Annotated in this window: 15 protein-coding genes and 1 tRNA gene; 6 read left to right on the top strand and 10 right to left on the bottom strand. The window is 62.7% G+C overall.

The window, feature by feature from the left end; genetic code table 11:
• The first annotated feature begins 134 nt into the window (after positions 1–134).
• Positions 135–338: a hypothetical protein gene (locus AC4FWB_RS02365; protein WP_491024153.1), complete on the top strand. Its 204-nt coding sequence runs from the start codon at positions 135–137 to the stop codon at positions 336–338.
• A gap of 136 nt (positions 339–474) precedes the next feature.
• A complete protein-coding gene (locus tag AC4FWB_RS02360) occupies positions 475–945 on the top strand; it encodes a nucleoside deaminase (RefSeq protein WP_491024152.1) in 471 nt (156 codons plus the stop codon).
• An 815-nt stretch (positions 946–1,760) separates the two neighbouring features.
• Here AC4FWB_RS02360 and AC4FWB_RS02355 read toward each other — a convergent pair.
• From AC4FWB_RS02355 to AC4FWB_RS02345, 3 genes are all read right to left on the bottom strand, one after another.
• Positions 1,761–1,837, bottom strand: a tRNA-Pro gene (locus AC4FWB_RS02355).
• A 167-nt stretch (positions 1,838–2,004) separates the two neighbouring features.
• Complete coding sequence (locus AC4FWB_RS02350; RefSeq protein ID WP_491024151.1) at positions 2,005–2,337, bottom strand: hypothetical protein; 333 nt, start codon at positions 2,335–2,337, stop codon at positions 2,005–2,007.
• Between the two features lie 38 nt (positions 2,338–2,375).
• Positions 2,376–2,522, bottom strand: coding sequence for a hypothetical protein (locus AC4FWB_RS02345; RefSeq protein ID WP_491024150.1), 147 nt, complete (start codon positions 2,520–2,522; stop codon positions 2,376–2,378).
• 145 nt (positions 2,523–2,667) lie between these two features.
• Here AC4FWB_RS02345 and AC4FWB_RS02340 point away from each other — a divergent pair, with 145 nt between their 5' ends.
• Positions 2,668–3,681: a putative sugar O-methyltransferase gene (locus tag AC4FWB_RS02340; protein ID WP_491024149.1), complete on the top strand. Its 1,014-nt coding sequence runs from the start codon at positions 2,668–2,670 to the stop codon at positions 3,679–3,681.
• 104 nt (positions 3,682–3,785) lie between these two features.
• Here AC4FWB_RS02340 and AC4FWB_RS02335 read toward each other — a convergent pair whose 3' ends face one another.
• The 4 genes from AC4FWB_RS02335 to AC4FWB_RS02320 all read right to left on the bottom strand — a co-directional run bounded on the left by AC4FWB_RS02335 (position 3,786) and on the right by AC4FWB_RS02320 (position 8,414).
• A complete protein-coding gene (locus tag AC4FWB_RS02335) occupies positions 3,786–5,048 on the bottom strand; it encodes an O-antigen ligase family protein (protein ID WP_491024148.1) in 1,263 nt (420 codons plus the stop codon).
• On the bottom strand, positions 5,045–6,580 hold the full coding sequence (locus tag AC4FWB_RS02330; RefSeq protein WP_491024147.1) for an undecaprenyl-phosphate glucose phosphotransferase: 1,536 nt from the start codon (positions 6,578–6,580) through the stop codon (positions 5,045–5,047). Before AC4FWB_RS02330 ends, AC4FWB_RS02335 begins: the two co-directional genes overlap by 4 nt.
• Positions 6,581–6,711: 131 nt before the next feature.
• Complete coding sequence (locus AC4FWB_RS02325) at positions 6,712–7,842, bottom strand: glycosyltransferase (RefSeq protein WP_491024146.1); 1,131 nt, start codon at positions 7,840–7,842, stop codon at positions 6,712–6,714.
• Positions 7,843–7,850: 8 nt separating this feature from the next.
• Positions 7,851–8,414, bottom strand: a complete 564-nt coding sequence (locus AC4FWB_RS02320) for a polysaccharide biosynthesis/export family protein (RefSeq protein ID WP_491024145.1) — start codon at positions 8,412–8,414, stop codon at positions 7,851–7,853.
• A gap of 263 nt (positions 8,415–8,677) precedes the next feature.
• Here AC4FWB_RS02320 and AC4FWB_RS02315 point away from each other — a divergent pair, with 263 nt between their 5' ends.
• Positions 8,678–10,864: a GumC family protein gene (locus tag AC4FWB_RS02315; RefSeq protein WP_491024144.1), complete on the top strand. Its 2,187-nt coding sequence runs from the start codon at positions 8,678–8,680 to the stop codon at positions 10,862–10,864.
• Between the two features lie 108 nt (positions 10,865–10,972).
• On the opposite strand, the gene AC4FWB_RS02310 is transcribed toward AC4FWB_RS02315, so the two are convergent.
• On the bottom strand, positions 10,973–12,193 hold the full coding sequence (locus AC4FWB_RS02310; protein WP_491024143.1) for a GNAT family N-acetyltransferase: 1,221 nt from the start codon (positions 12,191–12,193) through the stop codon (positions 10,973–10,975).
• Between the two features lie 90 nt (positions 12,194–12,283).
• Here AC4FWB_RS02310 and AC4FWB_RS02305 point away from each other — a divergent pair, with 90 nt between their 5' ends.
• Positions 12,284–13,342 (top strand): polysaccharide deacetylase family protein, encoded by a 1,059-nt coding sequence (locus AC4FWB_RS02305; RefSeq protein ID WP_491024142.1) that lies wholly within the window; start codon positions 12,284–12,286, stop codon positions 13,340–13,342.
• 68 nt (positions 13,343–13,410) lie between these two features.
• Here the strand turns inward: AC4FWB_RS02305 and AC4FWB_RS02300 are convergent, their stop codons facing one another.
• Entirely contained in the window at positions 13,411–13,626 is a 216-nt protein-coding gene (locus tag AC4FWB_RS02300) for a DUF2842 domain-containing protein (RefSeq protein ID WP_491024141.1), read from the bottom strand.
• Positions 13,627–13,779: 153 nt separating this feature from the next.
• On the opposite strand from AC4FWB_RS02300, the gene AC4FWB_RS02295 reads away from it, so the two are divergent.
• A complete protein-coding gene (locus AC4FWB_RS02295; RefSeq protein WP_491024140.1) occupies positions 13,780–14,871 on the top strand; it encodes a COX15/CtaA family protein in 1,092 nt (363 codons plus the stop codon).
• 61 nt (positions 14,872–14,932) lie between these two features.
• Here the strand turns inward: AC4FWB_RS02295 and argC are convergent, their stop codons facing one another.
• A complete protein-coding gene (argC, locus tag AC4FWB_RS02290) occupies positions 14,933–15,865 on the bottom strand; it encodes an N-acetyl-gamma-glutamyl-phosphate reductase (RefSeq protein ID WP_491024139.1) in 933 nt (310 codons plus the stop codon).
• Positions 15,866–15,887 lie beyond the last annotated feature (22 nt).

Here is a 15,887-nt window from a genome sequence, read left to right as displayed (position 1 = left end):
GTCTTTGCGCCTACGGCAAATAGATGAGCCCGCGTCATCCAATCGATGATGAAGCCCCGTCACGGCCCGATGCTACTTAAGGGGCGGCAACCCGGTTTTGCGGCCCAAGAAGCCAGTCGGCTTAGGGGTTAGATATGAGCAAGACCACTCTCGTTGCTATCGCCATCCTCGCGATCAGCATCGGCTATGCCGAAGCCAAGGACCGTAAGATCCCGCCGGTTTGCACCGCGTCAAGTCCACTCATCGAGGTCCTGGATGGCAGGTGTTTTCTCGTCAAAGGTTCGATGATCTATGGCGATATCGCCGATCTTTCGCAGATAATCCACTTGGGTTGGTAGCCAGGGGCCACCTCGGCGCCTGATTGGACCTTTGCGCCGGGCGGTGCGACTTCCGCCTCGCGAATTAGTGATCCCTAATATGCTATACCCAAAAGCGAGGGGTTTTCCATGGGGCCAGCCACAGGGGAGTATCGATATGACGCGCGACCGGATGATCGCTCACCTTCTCGCGGCAGATGTCGTTGCCCGCGACGCGGTCGCGCACGGCCATCATCCGTTCGGTGCTGTGCTGGTCGGCCCCGATGACAGGATCCTCATGCGCCAAGGCAATATCGACACCGTGCATCACGCCGAAACCGAGCTTGCGCGGCGCGCGGCGGCTGCCTATTCGCCGGAGTTTCTCTGGACCTGCACGCTGGTCTCAACCGGCGAGCCTTGCGCGATGTGCACTGGAACGCTCTACTGGGCGAATATCGGCCGGCTGGTCTATGGCTTCGAGGAAGCCAAGCTTCTCGCTCTGACTGGCGACCATCCTGAAAACCCGACGATGAGCATGTCCTCGCGCGCTGTGCTCGGCTCTGGGCAAAAGAGTATCGAGGTTCACGGCCCGTTCCCCGAAATTGAGGACGAGCTTCTCTCCCCGCACCGTGACTTCTGGCAGCGGTAGCTTGAAGGGCTCGAAACGCGGGAACCTTTCATCCGCGAGCCGCTTTGTGTGCATGCCTCAAACCGTTGAACCACCCATATTGCCAAAGGGCAGCCCAGATCGGGACGTCAACTGTGAAGTCGCCTTGGAAGCCGCATTCGCAGCGCTGGTGACTGCCTCGGAAGCGCAGGGGTGGACGCCGCACGAAACGGCTGCAGCCCTACAGAAAATCGCTATGGAGCATGCCCAGCAGTTCCGGCTTGTGCCGGCTCAGTCGCCGAGGCGGCAAATGCGAAGAGGCATACTGATCGCGTGTGCCGCGCTCGTGTTTTTGCTGTGCGCCGCCATCGTTTGGTGGGTGCTGAGGTGAGCCTATGAGCAGGCATGCCCGATGCGCGCGCCGCGCCGGGTGTATGTGCTGATATGAACAATCTCCTCGCATCCATCATCGCCGATATCAGGGCGATCACTGGCTAGCGCCTTTGCCAGTTTACTCAACAAGGCCCGGCTGCTCGGGTGGCCGGGCGTTCTTGTCTCTGTGGCAGAAAAGTCACGCAACTCGAATATGCAGCGCTTCAACTGGCGCGCGCTTATTATCCAGCCATACGAGGCGTACCATCATCAAACGGGCAAGGGGACGCCCCTGACCGCACGCGTTTTCATTTCCTCCCGAACTAGCGCCCGCTGCGAAAACGTGGTGGGCGTTTTCTTATCCCGCGAAGGCGAGCCCGATGCCGCAATTCCCGGAGGTTTCGGGTTACCCCAGAACGTACCCAGGCGGATTCTTCAGCGATTTTGGGACGTTGGACTTTGGGGGTAAGTCCTTGATTTTATGATGGTCGGAGTGGCCGGATTCGAACCGACGACCCCTTGACCCCCAGTCAAGTGCGCTACCGGGCTGCGCTACACTCCGGACCGCGCAAAGCCATATATATTCAAGGGTTGCGGCGCAAGCGCTAAAACCGTGTAGGAGAATAGAAGCCGATCATTCCTGTTGAATGCGGGCGCTACCGGACGAAAAGTCCCATGGAAAGTCCCACGGAGGTTCGCGACGTGTTCTTCAAGGCGGCTGCCGTCCGGTCATCGTGTAATAGACGGAGGCCGCGCGGCGGCGGAAATCAGCGCCTTCCCGACGCCCCACAGAACCCGGCCAAGCGAACCGGCGACGAGGACGCGGTCGCGCACGTTCTCCAATTCGGCCGTCGTCGGCTGAATCGCCTCGACGGATTTCTCTACCGCCGACATCCAAAACGTCAGACCGATGATTTCCCGCTCGGCGCATTCCTGGGCTTGATAACCGCGGCGACGGCCGCAGATCGCTCGCCTCGAGGAGCGGCTGAGCTCGATCGAAAGGACCCTTGTCTCGATCGCCGACGAGCAGAAGAACGCCGCGGACGCTTCCGGACGGCTCATTTCGGCAGCGCCCTGATCGTCATGGCCTTGGCATTGTTCTAACGGCGGCAGTCGCCGGAGCGCCGGCGTTCCTCCGTCCACAGGCCGATCGCTTCATCATAGGGGATGAAGCGGTGAGGGACTTCAACCATCTCCTCGCATTCCTGCATGACGCTGGCGTCGATATGCGGCTTCGCCGGCAACACGCTATCGACCGATGGCGTCGAGCCGTGTTGACACCCCTGCAGAAATGCCAGGAGGAGGGCAGGGTTATCTTTCGGTTGTCGCAAAAGTTGTGTTCTCTGATCTGTTGAAGCATTGTTGCGTGGGGGAGAGAGGGGGCCATTCCTGATGGCTGAAAGCTTCAGCGCCGCGCTGCATTCGATGTTCGAGGAGATGAAGGCGGCACCCGACGTGGTGCACCCTTCGAAATTCTGGCAGGACTTGAACCGGCGTCATGCCGAGCGCCTGGCATCATCCGGCATCGCGAATTTCAAACGGACGCTGGCCAAGGACTATTTTACATGGATGAGGGTTCTGCCCTGGGATCCTCAGATACGCTTCCTGGTCGGCCACCTGCCACTCGCGGCTTCGATCGGGGCCGCGTTTGGCGTCCTGTCCCCCTTGAAGCATCGCCATATCCCGCTGATCGAGGGCTTCGCCCTCAACTTTCTCACCCGGCTCGTCTGGCACTATGCCAGGCAGGAATTCCCGGAAGAAATTGCGGCTCTGTCGGAGCCGTCAGTCGGCAATCCGCCGGCCATCCACGCGGGCGGAAGACTTGTTTCTCAGGATCTCGCCAATTCGATCCTGGAATATAAATCGATCGAACCGGTCGCGACGGGAACGATTTGCGAGCTTGGCGGCGGCTACGGCCGAACAGCGTTCGTCATTTCTTCGCTGCGTCCAACTGTCAGATACATCATGATCGACATCCCGCCCGCCCTTGGTGTCGCTCAGGAATATCTATGTGGTCTGTTTCCTGACAGAAAGCATTTCCACTTTCGACCTTTCGACAATTTCGAAACGGTTCGAGAGGAATTCGAGGCATCCGCGCTTGCCTTTCTGTTGCCTCACCAACTTGCGCTACTGCCCGACTCCATCGCCGATCTGTTCGTCAACATCTCGTCACTACATGAAATGCGACCCGAGCAGATCGAATACTATCTATCGGAAATCCACCGCATCGTTCGCCCTGAAGGATACTTCTACCTCAAAGCCTGGAAGGTTTCGAAGATCCCATTCGAGGAGATCGTCATCCGCGAGAGCGATTATCCGTTGGACCGTTGGGATCGGGTCTATCGCCGGACACCGAAGATCCACTCAAGTTTCTTCGAAACATTGCTTCGGAAACCGAAAAGTTGACATATCGTCAGATTGGGGGAAGCGAGACCGCGACCCGGTGTTCGGCATGGTGATGGTTTCGGTCGTGATAACCCCGTGCCGGTCAACCGAATTCGGCGGTTATCTTACCGACGATATTGCGGCGCGAGAACGGGCCGCGCGAGCCGCAATTGCTTCTGATGCCGGTACTCCAGCGCGATCGCGCCCCAGATCAGCCCGAGCAGCAGATAGAGATGGCGCCAGTGGTCGATGTCGATGAAGGTGCCAAGCCCGATATTGCCGAGATAGGCGACATAGGCGCACAGCAGATAGGGCTGCCAGGGCCGGTCGCGCAGGAGGATGCGGAAGCCGGCACCAATCGTCCATAGGGTCAGCGTCAGGAACGAGACGAAGCCGAGCCAGCCATAGTCCATCAGCGCCTTCAGCCAGATGTCGTGCGTGTCCTCGCCATAGATTGTGCCGAAAACCAGCGGGCCGATGCCGAACGGGTGCTCCAGCGCCAGCTGGAAGCCGATCGTGTAGCGGGCGAAGCGGCCGAGGCGCGCGGTGTCGTAGCTCTGCTCTAGCTGCGCGCGCTGCGTGAACATGTCCGACACGCCGGGCAACTGCAGGATGACGAGGATGGCGATGACCAGCAGCGCGAGCGCGGCGATCGTCATCACCACGACCCTCAGCCGGAACATGCCGCTGGCGCTCTGCAGGAAGAGGCAAGCGGTGAGCAGCACCGCCGACACCGCGAACATGCCCCAGGCGCCGCGCGAGAAGGAGAAGAAGATGCCGGCGGTGATGATCAGCAGCGGCACCGCCAGCAGCGGCATGCGCGACACCGGACCGGTGAGCAGCAGGTAGAGCAGGTAGGTGCCGGGCAACACCAGGAACGGCCCGAACACGTTCGGATCCTGGAAGGCGCCGGCGGCGCGGTCGTATTTGGTGAACATCTCCGCGCCGGGGAAGGCATGGAAATAGCCGGCGATGCCGAGCAGCGAGGTCGCGACGGCCGACACCACATAGGCAATGAAGATCAGCCGGTAGAGGTTCGACTGGACCGACGTCACCGAGGCGAAGAAGACCGCGCTGAAGGCGAGAAACAGCGAGACGGCGAGATAGAGCGGCGTGTTGGCGAGGTCCGCCATTTGCGTCATCGCGATCATACCGCCGATGTTCATCGCCACCAGAAGCACCAGCAGCGGCAATATCGCCCGCGATATTTTCAGGCCGAACAGCGCCCAGACGGCGATCAGCCCGGCCATATAGAGCTCGTAAGGCGCGGGCTCGCTGATGACGAAGCCGGAAAGCAGGATGCCGACGGCGATCGCTGCCGACGAAATCAGCGCGATCAGCTTGGCGTTGACCGCCGAAGGCGGCAATTCATGCGCGACGGCGCTCAATAGGCGTTTTCCGTGTTGAGCAGGCGAACCGGCGTCAGGAACAGGATGCGCAGGTCGAACAGCATCGACCAGTTCTCGATGTAATAGAGATCGTATTCGGTGCGCATGCGGATCTTTTCATTGGTGTCCATCTCGCCGCGCCAGCCATTGATCTGCGCCCAGCCGGTGACGCCGGGCTTGACCTTGTGGCGGGCGAAATAGCCGTCGACCACCTCGTTGTAGAGCAAATTGTGCGACTGGGCGGCGATCGCATGCGGGCGAGGCCCGACCAGCGACAGCGAGCCGAACAGCGAGTTGAAGAACTGCGGCAGCTCATCGATCGAGGTCTTGCGGATGAAGCGGCCGACGCGGGTGACACGCGGATCGTTCTTGGTCACCGTCTGCTTGGCCGTCGGATCCGATTTGTCGGTGTACATCGAGCGGAATTTGTAGACCTCGATGATCTCATTGTTGAAGCCGTGCCGCTTCTGCTTGAACAGCACAGGGCCCTTGCTGTCGAGCTTGATGGCGATGGCGGTGGCGAGCATCACCGGCGAGAAGAGGACGATGCCCACGAGCGAGAAGATGATGTCGAAGCTGCGCTTGGCGACTGAGTCCCAGTCGTTGATCGGCTTGTCGAAGATGTCGAGCATCGGCACCGAGCCGATATAGGAATAGGCGCGCGGGCGGAACTGCAGCGCGTTGGAATGCGCCGAGAGCCGGATGTCGACCGGCAGCACCCAGAGCTTCTTCAGAAGCTGCAGCACGCGCGATTCGGCCGTCAGCGGCAGCGACACGATCAGCATGTCGATGCGCGCGATGCGGGCGAATTCGATCAGCTCGGAAATGGTGCCGAGCTTCGGGTAGCCGGCAACGATCGGCGGCGAGCGCTTGTCGCCGCGGTCGTCGAAGATGCCGCAGATGCGGATGTCGTTGTACGGCTGCTTCTCGACCGAGCGGATCAGCATTTCGGCCGACTTGCCGCCGCCGACGATAACGGCGCGACGCTCCATCCGGCCGTCGCGCGCCCAACGCCTGATCAGCCTGGACATCACCAGTCTCAGGCCGAAGATCAGCACGAAGCCGACCACGAACCAGGTGCCGAACAGGAGGCGTGAATAGTCCTCCGAAGCCTTCATGGCGAAGGCGGTGAGCGCCATCAGCGCGAATGTGCCGGCCCAGACGAGCAGCACGCGGCCGAAATGGGCGAGGGGGCGCATCAGCGCCGCGATCTGGTAGCTGTCGGTGACGTCGAGCAGCACCACCGCCAGGAACGAAGAAGCCGCGATGGTCAGCGGATATTGCCAGACGAGATAGTTAAAGAAGCCGACATAGTAGAAATAGAGGCAGAGCCCCGAAAGGAACAGCACCGCGAATTCGACCATGCGCAGCACGCCGCTGACCATGATCGGCGACATCGTATCGCGCCGATACTGCGAAGCGACCTGGCGCGCGACATCATTGATGCCGCTGGGCGTCTGACCCTCGGCCGGGCCGTCGAATTTGCGCACCGCATCCATGGAAAAGCGGCGCACGGGATCGATCTCGTTCATGGGATTGTCCGCGAGCTACGCAGAAGTGGATAGCAAAAGAGAGCTAAGAAAGCCTTGAAACAACCGTTGGTTTTGAATGCGTGTTGTTGCCCGTGAAGACTGATGGTCTTCCGCTAGTCAATTAGTAAACTCTAAAGTTTAAGCGCCGCGAAGTAAGCCTTCTCGATCTCGGCTGCCATCACGTGGGCGCCGAATCGCGCCTTTAACTCACCGCCCTGCGGCATCAGCCTCCGGTAGGCGCCGGGATCGTCGAGAGCCGTTCCGAGCCTGTCGGAGAGCTGGCCGGCGTCCGGCTGGATCAGGGCAGGGGAGCCTTCGCCGAAGATCTCGGGAATGCCGCCCACTGCAGTGGCAATCATCGGCATGCCGGCAGCCAGCGCCTCGAGCACGATGTAAGGCATGGCCTCCGCGCGGGACGGGACGACGATCAGCCCAGCCAGCGCGAAGGCTTCTCTGGCCGGCATCGGCGGCAGGAAACGGACGTGGCCGGCAAGCCCGAGCCGTTCCACCTGGGCGTGGTAGCGCGGCAGGTCATCGCCGTCGCCGACCATCACCGCGCTCAGCGGGCGGCCGAACTCGCTGCCGGTCTGTGCCAGCGCATCGATGAAGATGTCCGGGCCTTTGAGGTCGCGCATCATGCCGATGTATAAGAGATCGGCGGCATCGGCCGCCGTCGCCACCGGTTCGAACTCGGCGGCGCGCAGGCCGTTATAGACCAGCCTGTTGGGGATAGGCGGCTCGCCGACTTTCCGACGATAGGTTCGCCGTTCGTAGTCGGAAACGAACAGCAGGCAGTCGGTGAAGCGCGCCATGAAGCGCTCCAGCGCGAAGAACAGCTTTCCGGTTGCCGTCGTTTCGTCATAGTGGAGGGAGCCGCCATGCGGCGAATAAAGGCGGGCCACGCGAGACCTTGAAACCCGCAACAGTGAGCCGAACAGACGGGCATAGGCGCCACCCTTGGCGCCGTGCCCGTGCAGCACGTCCGGCCGCAATTCCTTGATGATTCCATACGTACGCCAGGCCGCCGCGAGATCGCCCGGCCCGATGTGACGCTGCATCGGCGTGCGATGGATGCCGAGCGCCAGGCTCTCCTTCATCGCGTCGAACAGCCGCTCTTCATAGTCGCCGCCCGTGGTCGAATCGCAGACGATGCCGACGGAATGGCCGGCGGCGACCTGCGCCTCGGTCAGGTCGCGCACATGCCGGAAGATTCCCCCGACAGGTGAGCGGAAGCAGTGGACGATGCGGAGATTTGCCGCCACGTCGGTTTTCAGAACAGCCGTTCGCGGACGTAGACGGTGTCGCCGGGCAGGAGCGGGTCGGATGTCTGCACCCTGCCGGTCAGGACCTTGCCGTTGATATCGCGGGTGATGTCGACGCTTTCCTGGTTGGCGCGCGGCGTGAAGCCTCCGGCGATCGCGATCGCCTTTTGCACGGTGAGGCCCGGTACATAGGAATACTGGCCCGCGGCGCCGACCTCGCCCATGACGAATATCGGCCGGTAGCGGTCGATCTCGACCGAGACGTCGGGATCGCGCAGATAGCCCTGGCGCAATTTGTCGGCGATTTCCTTCTCCAGCTGCTGGGCGGTGTGGCCGCGTGCCGGCACGGCGCCGACGAGCGGGAAGGAGATGTAGCCGGACTGGTCGACGCTGTAGGTGTTGGTCAGCCCGTCCTGCTCGAACACGGTGACGCGGATGCGGTCGCCGGCGCCAAGTCGATAAGGCTGGTCGAGTACTTCATGGAAGGCGGCGGGAGTCGGGCGGTAGCTGGAACAGCCGGTAAGCAGCGACAGGGCAAGCATGGCGCGAAAGAGATGAGCAGTGCTTTTCATGATCGGACACGAACCTTCGTCGCTCTCGCCGCCAGTGCCGCGGCAACCCCAGGAAGTGCGCCCGTTATCATCCTGTTAGGGTTAATGGCCGGTAAAGGGCCGCGCCCGGAAGCGGCGACGGTCTGTAAAAAAATCAATTGTTCTATTGCTTTCACCCAATGTTCTTTGAGTGCCGTCTAATAAGCGGGCGCTCTGATCTTAACGGCTGAGTTACCATAGTTGTTTACGGTCCATCCTCGACTCAAAGTTCCGGAGCAGGATGCATGTCCGTTCAGTCCGCGGCCGCAGATGTCGATGTCGACCTGAGACAGCTCTTCGCCAGCCTGGCGAGGAACTGGTTGCGCATCGTTCTCGTCACGCTCGTGGTCACCGGGCTGGCGTTTGCCTTCGCTTGGCTGGCCACGCCGCAATACAAGGCGGTGGCCAAGCTGGAGATCGGGCCGCGCGAGTCGGTGTTCACGCGGCCGGCCGGCTCGACCAATGACGACAAGCCGGCAACCGACGAGGAGGCGGTGGCCACCGAGGTTCAGATCATATCGTCGCCGGATATCCTCAAGAAGGTTGCCGCGGACCTCAATCTGGAGAAATTGCCCGAATTCGACGAGACGCTGAAGATGTCGGCGCTCAGCCGCATGCTGGTGCTTGTCGGCTTGAAGAGCGATCCATTCGACATCCAGCCGGAAGAGCGCGTGCTCAATGCAATGCACGATAAGCTCAACGTCTACGGCGTTGAAAAATCTCGTGTTATTGCGGTCGAGTTCTCCTCGAAGGATCCGAAGCTTGCCGCACAGGTCGCGGATGCCATCGCTCAGGCCTATCTCGCTTCCAAACGCAACGCGAAGAAGGAATCGAACACCGCCGCTACCGGCTTTCTCGGTCCGGAAATCACCGATCTGCAGAATCGGGTGAAGGAGGCCGAAGCCAAGGTTGCCGCGTACCGCGCGCAATCCGATCTTTTGATGGGCGGCAACAATTCGGTGCTCGCGACTCAGCAGCTTTCCGAACTGTCTACCGAGCTTTCGCGGGTACGCGCCAACCGCGCCGCTGCCGAGGCGACCGCCGACAGCGTGCGCAAGGCGCTGCAGAATGGCGGTACGCTCGACAGCGTGCCGGAGGTTCTGTCGTCCGAATTGATCCAGCGCCTGCTCGAGCGGAAGGTGGAGCTCCGGACCAACATTGCCGACCTGTCGACCACCCTGCTCGACAACCATCCGCGCATCCGGGCGCTGAAGTCGCAACTCGCCGATCTCGACGGCCAGATTCGCAACGAGGCGCAGAAGATTCTGAAGGGATTGGCGACCCAGGCGCAGACGGCCAAGGCTCGCGAGGACCAGCTCATCGCCGAGGTCAACACGCTGAAGGCCGCCTCCGCCCGCGCCGGCGAGCAGCAGGTGGAGCTCGATGCGCTGCAGCGTGACGCCAATGCCCAGCGCCAGCAGCTCGAATCCTATATGGCGAGCTACCGCGAGGCGGCGTCGCGCGCCGACCGCAACTATCTGCCGGTGGACGCCCGTCTGCTTTCGAAGGTGCAGGTGCCGACAGAACCCTATTTCCCGAAGATCGGTCCGATCACGGGCGCAGCCGCGGCAGCCTCGCTGCTGCTGATGGCGATCGGCACGCTGTTGAAGGAATTGTTCTCCGGCCGTGCCATGCGGCCGGCCGCAGGCGCCAGATTCGAACCGATCGAGCAGGTGGCGATGCCGGTGGCGCGCACCGAGCCGGCGATCGCCGAAGTCGAGGACGAAGACAGCGACGATCCGGTCGCCGAAGAGCGGATCGGGCAGGGTGTCGCCATCGCGGCCGCGCCTGCCAAGCCGGCTGAGGCGGAATCGACTCAGCCGTGGCGGTCCAGGCTGGGCGAGATCGATGTCGACAAGGCGGCGGAAAAGCTGATCGCCTCGGGCGCCGCGCGCGCCATCTTCGTCTCCCCTGAAGGCGACGAGGCCGCCGCCACCGCCGTGCTGGTGGCGCGCGAGGTGTCGGATGCAGGCTTGCGCGTGCTTTTGCTCGATCTTACCGCCTCGGGCGCCGCCTCGCGCCCGATGCTGGAGAGCGGGCTTTTCCCCGGCATCACCAATCTGCTTGCCTCCGAAGCGCAGTTCAGCGACGTCATCCATCCCGATCTCTATTCCGACGCCCATGTCATTCCGGTCGGCACTGCCGATCCGGTCCGCGCGATGCGCGCCGCCGACCGCCTGCCGATCATCATGCAGTCGCTGACCACCGCTTACGACCTCGTCGTCGTCGAATGCGGCCCGGCCGACGCGCAAGGCATCAGCCGCCTCGCCGGCGACGGCACGGAAGTCTTCCTGTCGATGCTCGAAGCCGATGACGAGGTGACGCAGGCGGCGGTGAAGCTGATCGAGAACGGCTATCCGGATGTCACACTGGTCACGCCGGTCGGTCACGAGCCGGGAAATCCATTGCCCGGACGTCGCTCGGCGGCCTGAGGCCAGCACCAGCAGGGTTGGCCTGCACCGCCGCGGCGCTCAGAGGAGGTGGCCGAAGGGCGCTACATCTCAAAAAGCATGCCAAAACAGCACCTTACTAGGGGGCGCTCAATTGTCCTCCTCGACGACAGGCGCGGCCTGCCCGGCGGCTTTGCGGCGCAGCATCTTGGTCAGCCTCCAGGCCGTCGGATTGTTCTTGATGAGCGCCTTTGCCCGCGCGCCTTGCCTAAGCCCCGCTGCCAGCGCTCGCCCCTTCAGCGTCAGCGGCGCCAGGACTTCGAAATGCTGGACCTCGATGTCGCACCAGAGCCGCTTGTAGGGCTCGTCGCCGACCGAGAAATCGTAGGCGTCGAAGCCGAGCTCGCAGGCTTCCTGGATGTTGTCGAAGAACAGGAAGTCGCCGGGGCTGGTGAAGGCGAGATCGTCCTCGGCGATCGCGCCGAACTCGCAGATCAGGCGCTTGCCTGAGCGGCTGGAGCCGGTAACGGCGCGAAGTTTGCCCGCTACATCAAGGCCGTGCAGCAGGAAGGATGGCTTTTCCTCGGCAAGCGCCTCGGCAAACAGCGCCCGGAAGAAGGCACGCACCTCTTCATCGCCGAAGACGTTGGCGATGCCCATCTTGGCGAAGCGCACCTCCTTCATGTCGAAGAAGGCGTCGAGCAGCCTGTCGACCTCCTCGCGGCTTCGCGCCTCGATGCGGCCGAAGCTGCCGACGGCCTCGAACTTGCGCGTCTGCGAGCGATGCTTCTTGCGCTTGCGCTTGCCGCTCGCGCGGGCGAGCAGCGCATCGAATCCTCCGTCGAGATCGACCGCGAGCGCAAGATTCGGGCTCGGAAAATTCGGCAGCGCGGCGAGCGGATTGGCGAGGCCGTCGAGATCGGGCAGCAGCCGCTCCAGCGAAACGAGGTCGATGTCCGGCCGCGCCTTGGCGATGGTCGAGAACAACGAGCGGATCGCGGGACCGTCGATGGCCGGCAAGAACCGCTGATCGGCGGCGGGGAAGTTGCCGTTGGCATGACGTCCACCTGCGAAACGAGCAACGCGGAACGGGCCGCTTCGGACGACTTCCAGCGCCAGCGAAAGCGCCGGCAGGCTGTCGGCGTTCAGTGTGGCGATCACCATATCGGCCTTGGTCTCGGCCGCCCAGTTGCGCACCCAGGACGCGCTCTGCGCCGGGGCAAACAGCGCCAAGGTGCAGAACTCCGCATAGTCCGCGAGGCCGTCGCTCACCGCTGCCGTCAGCCGGCCTTGGCTCGAGGCAGGCGCACGCGCCGGCGCTTCGTTGGCCGCGACCCGATTGCCGTCAAATGACGCGGCGGCGTCAACCATCCCTCAATCCTTAAGACGTATTGGTTGCAACCTGGGGTGCGCATAGGCGCAAGTCGTGCTTGGATGAGCCTAGGCGCAAAAGGTGAAGGAATGATCGACGGGGGCGAGGCGATCCGGAAACTGGCCTTGAACGTTGCCCGCTATACCGGCCTCGCTCCGCTGGCGAAGCCGTTTGTCGGCGGCATCGGCGCCATCCTGATGCTGCACCGCGTGACCGCGACGCCGGAGAAACCGAAAAGCGTCAATCGTCATCTGAACATCGCCCCTGCCTTCCTCGACAAGCTGATCGTCGACATGAAGGGAAGAGGCTATGCCTTTGTTACCCTTGATGAAGCGATCGAGCGCATCAAGATTGGCGGCAAGGGCGGTCAGTTCGCCACAATCACCGCTGACGATGCCTATCGCGACAACATGACGGAGGCGCTACCGGTGCTGGAAAAGCACGGCGCGCCTATCACCATCTATGTCGCGCCCGGCTTGATCGACGGCGCGGCCGACCTGTGGTGGGACCTTGTCGAGGATATCGTGGACACGAGCTCGCGGCTTACGCTGAAGACGGCGAGCGGGTCGACGGTCGTCGATTGCTCGACACCCGGCAGAAAGATTCAGGCTGTTGCCCGGCTGAATGCCTGGCTGACCCTCGAGGTCACCGAGGAAGAGCAGGGCGCCGCGCTGCGCGAACTGGCGCGCTCCAACGGGATCGATCTAAGCGCCGGCCGTCCCGGCATCCTGATGAACTGGGACGAGATCCGGACAATGGCCGCGCATCCGCTGGTGACGATCGGCGCGCATACCATCCATCACCGCAACCTCAAGCGGCTTTCCGAGGCGGACGCGCGGCATGAAATCGGCGATGTGAGGCGCATCCTCAAGGAAAGGCTCGGGCAGGAGCCGCGCCATTTCGCTTACCCCTACGGCTATGCCAGCGCGGTCGGCTGCCGTGAGGTGAGTTTTGTCCGCGACGCCGGCTATGTCTCGGCGGTGACGACGCGGCACGGAGTGCTGAGAGCCGAACATGCCGGTTTCCTGCACGCGCTGCCGCGCATCTCCGTGAACGGCCGCTACCAGAGCGTCGCCCATATCCGCACGATGCTGTCGGGTGTGACGACGCCGCTCGCCAACGCCGGCAAGATGGTGGTGACGATCTAGAGCAATTCCAGGAAAAGTGCGCAGCGGTTTTCCGTCCGGAATTGCGTAAAACAATGAGACAGAGCGCCTTAGTCCTTCTGAGGCGACTCCAGGATCAGCCATTTGATGATGGCCATCGCCGGCAGCACCCAGAGCAGGCCGCTGAGCAGGAAAAACAGGAAATGCGCCATCGAACCATATTCGGCCAGCCTGGTCACCGCGATTGCCGAGGCGATCAGCGCGTAGATGATGACCAGCGCCACCAGCAGGATGGTTCCGATCAGCTTTTTCAGGCGAATGGGCATGTCGCGGTCCCGTTGAGCAGCTTCGCTTAGGCTGATTGGGCGGCGCGCGCAACTCTCGAGGTTCGGCGCGACGGCGTGCCGCGCTGTTCGGTCTTGCCACCGGGCCTGCCTTGGTCCACCAATCCCGCGATTTCATCTGCCGGGAAACGTCCCATGGCTGCCATCACCGCCACGGCTCCATACGCCGCCCGCGACCGCGATCTGCGTAACCGCGCGCTGGTGCGCGGCTGGCTGTATTTCGTGCTTCTGGTGCTGTTTGCCCTGGTGCTGGTCGGCGGCTCCACCAGGCTCACCGGTTCCGGCCTGTCGATCACCGAATGGCAGCCGATCCATGGCGTGATCCCACCACTCAGCGATGCCGAATGGCAGGAAGAATTCCAGCGCTACCAGCAGATCCCGCAATACACCGAGCTCAACGACGGCATGAGCATCGAGGCCTTCAAGTCGATCTTCTGGTGGGAGTGGGTGCACCGCATCCTCGCCCGCAGTGTCGGCGTCGTCTTTGCCTTGCCGCTCCTGTTCTTCTGGGCGACGCGCCGCATCGAACGCGGCCTCGGGCCGAAATTGGCCGGCATCCTCCTGCTCGGCGGCCTGCAGGGCGCCATCGGCTGGTGGATGGTGGCGTCAGGCCTGGTCGATCGCGTCTCGGTCAGCCAGTACAGGCTCGCCACGCATCTGACGCTTGCCGCGCTGATCTTCACCGCGACCATGGTGGTGGCGCGGGGCCTTGCGCCGCATTCGGAGCCGGCCACCGACCGCTCGACACAGCGGCTCGCCGGCTTCATCGTGCTTTTGGCGCTGATCCAGATCTATCTGGGCGGGCTGGTCGCCGGCCTCCACGCTGGCCTGAGCTACAACACATGGCCGCTTATGGACGGCAAGGTGATCCCATCCGACCTGCTGCTGCTCGAACCGGCATGGCGGAACTTCTTCGAGAATCCGAAGACGGTGCAATTCGTGCACCGGGTCGGCGCCTATACGCTCTTTGTCGTGGCGCTCTGGCACATGATCGCCACATGGCGCCGCCAGCCCGGCACCACGCATGCCCACCGCGCCACGCTGCTGTTCCTGCTGGTGGTGGTGCAGGCTTCGATCGGCATCGGCACGCTGCTGATGCAGGTGCCGCTGCACATGGCGCTGACGCATCAGGCGATCGCGCTGGTGTTGCTCGGTTTCGCCACTGCGCACTGGCGCGGCACCAAGGGTGCTTATCCGCTGCCGACCGAGATCGCTGTCAGAGGCTGAAGTTCAGCCGGTCACATCCGGAATATCTCCGACTGCGTCGTCGACACGCCTGCATCGCTGCTCAGTGCTTGATGCCGAGCATCAGGTCCAGGTTCTGCACGGCCGCACCCGAGGCACCCTTGCCGAGATTGTCATAGACGGCCATCAGCAGCGCCTGCGCCCGATCGTCATTGGCGAACACATAGACCTTCATGCGATTGGTGCCGTTGTAGACCTCCGGGTCGATCTCCGGCATGCGCTCCATATGCGTGAAGGGCGCGACCTCGACCACACCGCCATCGATGGAGGCGTAATGGTCGGCGATCGCGGCATGAAGCTCAGCGCCCGTCGGCACGCGGTCGAGGCCGCCGAGCTGCAGCGGCACCACCGTGATCATGCCCTGCGCGAAATTTCCCACCGCTGGCTGCATGATCGGATCATGCGACAGCTTCGCGTAGGTCCTGAGCTCCGGCACATGCTTGTGCTGCAGCGTCAGGCCGTAGGGCAGGAACTCGGGCGCATTCTCGCCCTTGCCGACATAGTCCTCGATCATCGGCCGGCCGCCGCCGGAATAGCCGGAAATGCCGTTGACGGTGACCGGGAAATCAGCGGGCAACAACCCGGCGGAAACCAGCGGGCGGAGCGTCGCGATCGGCCCCTGCGGCCAGCAGCCGGGGTTGGCGATGCGTTTCGCACTGGCGATCTTCTTCGCCTGGTCCTTGTCCATTTCGGCGAAGCCGTATTCCCAGCCCTCGGCTACGCGATGCGCGGTCGAGGCATCGATGACCTTGGTCTTGTCGTTCTCGATCAGCGACACGCTCTCCTTGGCCGCGGCATCCGGCAGGCAGAGGATCGCGACATCGGCGGCATTGAGGAATTCGGCCCTGGCCGCGGCTTCCTTGCGGCGCTCGGCGGGAATGGAGATGATCTCCAGGTCGCCGCGGTCGGCCAGCAGCGCCCTGATCTGCAGGCCTGTCGTGCCATGCTCGCCGTCAATGAAGATTTTCGGTTTCATCGGTTACCAAATTCCCTGCGAT

The organism is Mesorhizobium sp. LEGMi-168a (genome assembly GCF_058312955.1).
Note: the sequence above shows the minus strand (reverse complement) of the source record. Positions and strands in the feature narration are given on the sequence as shown.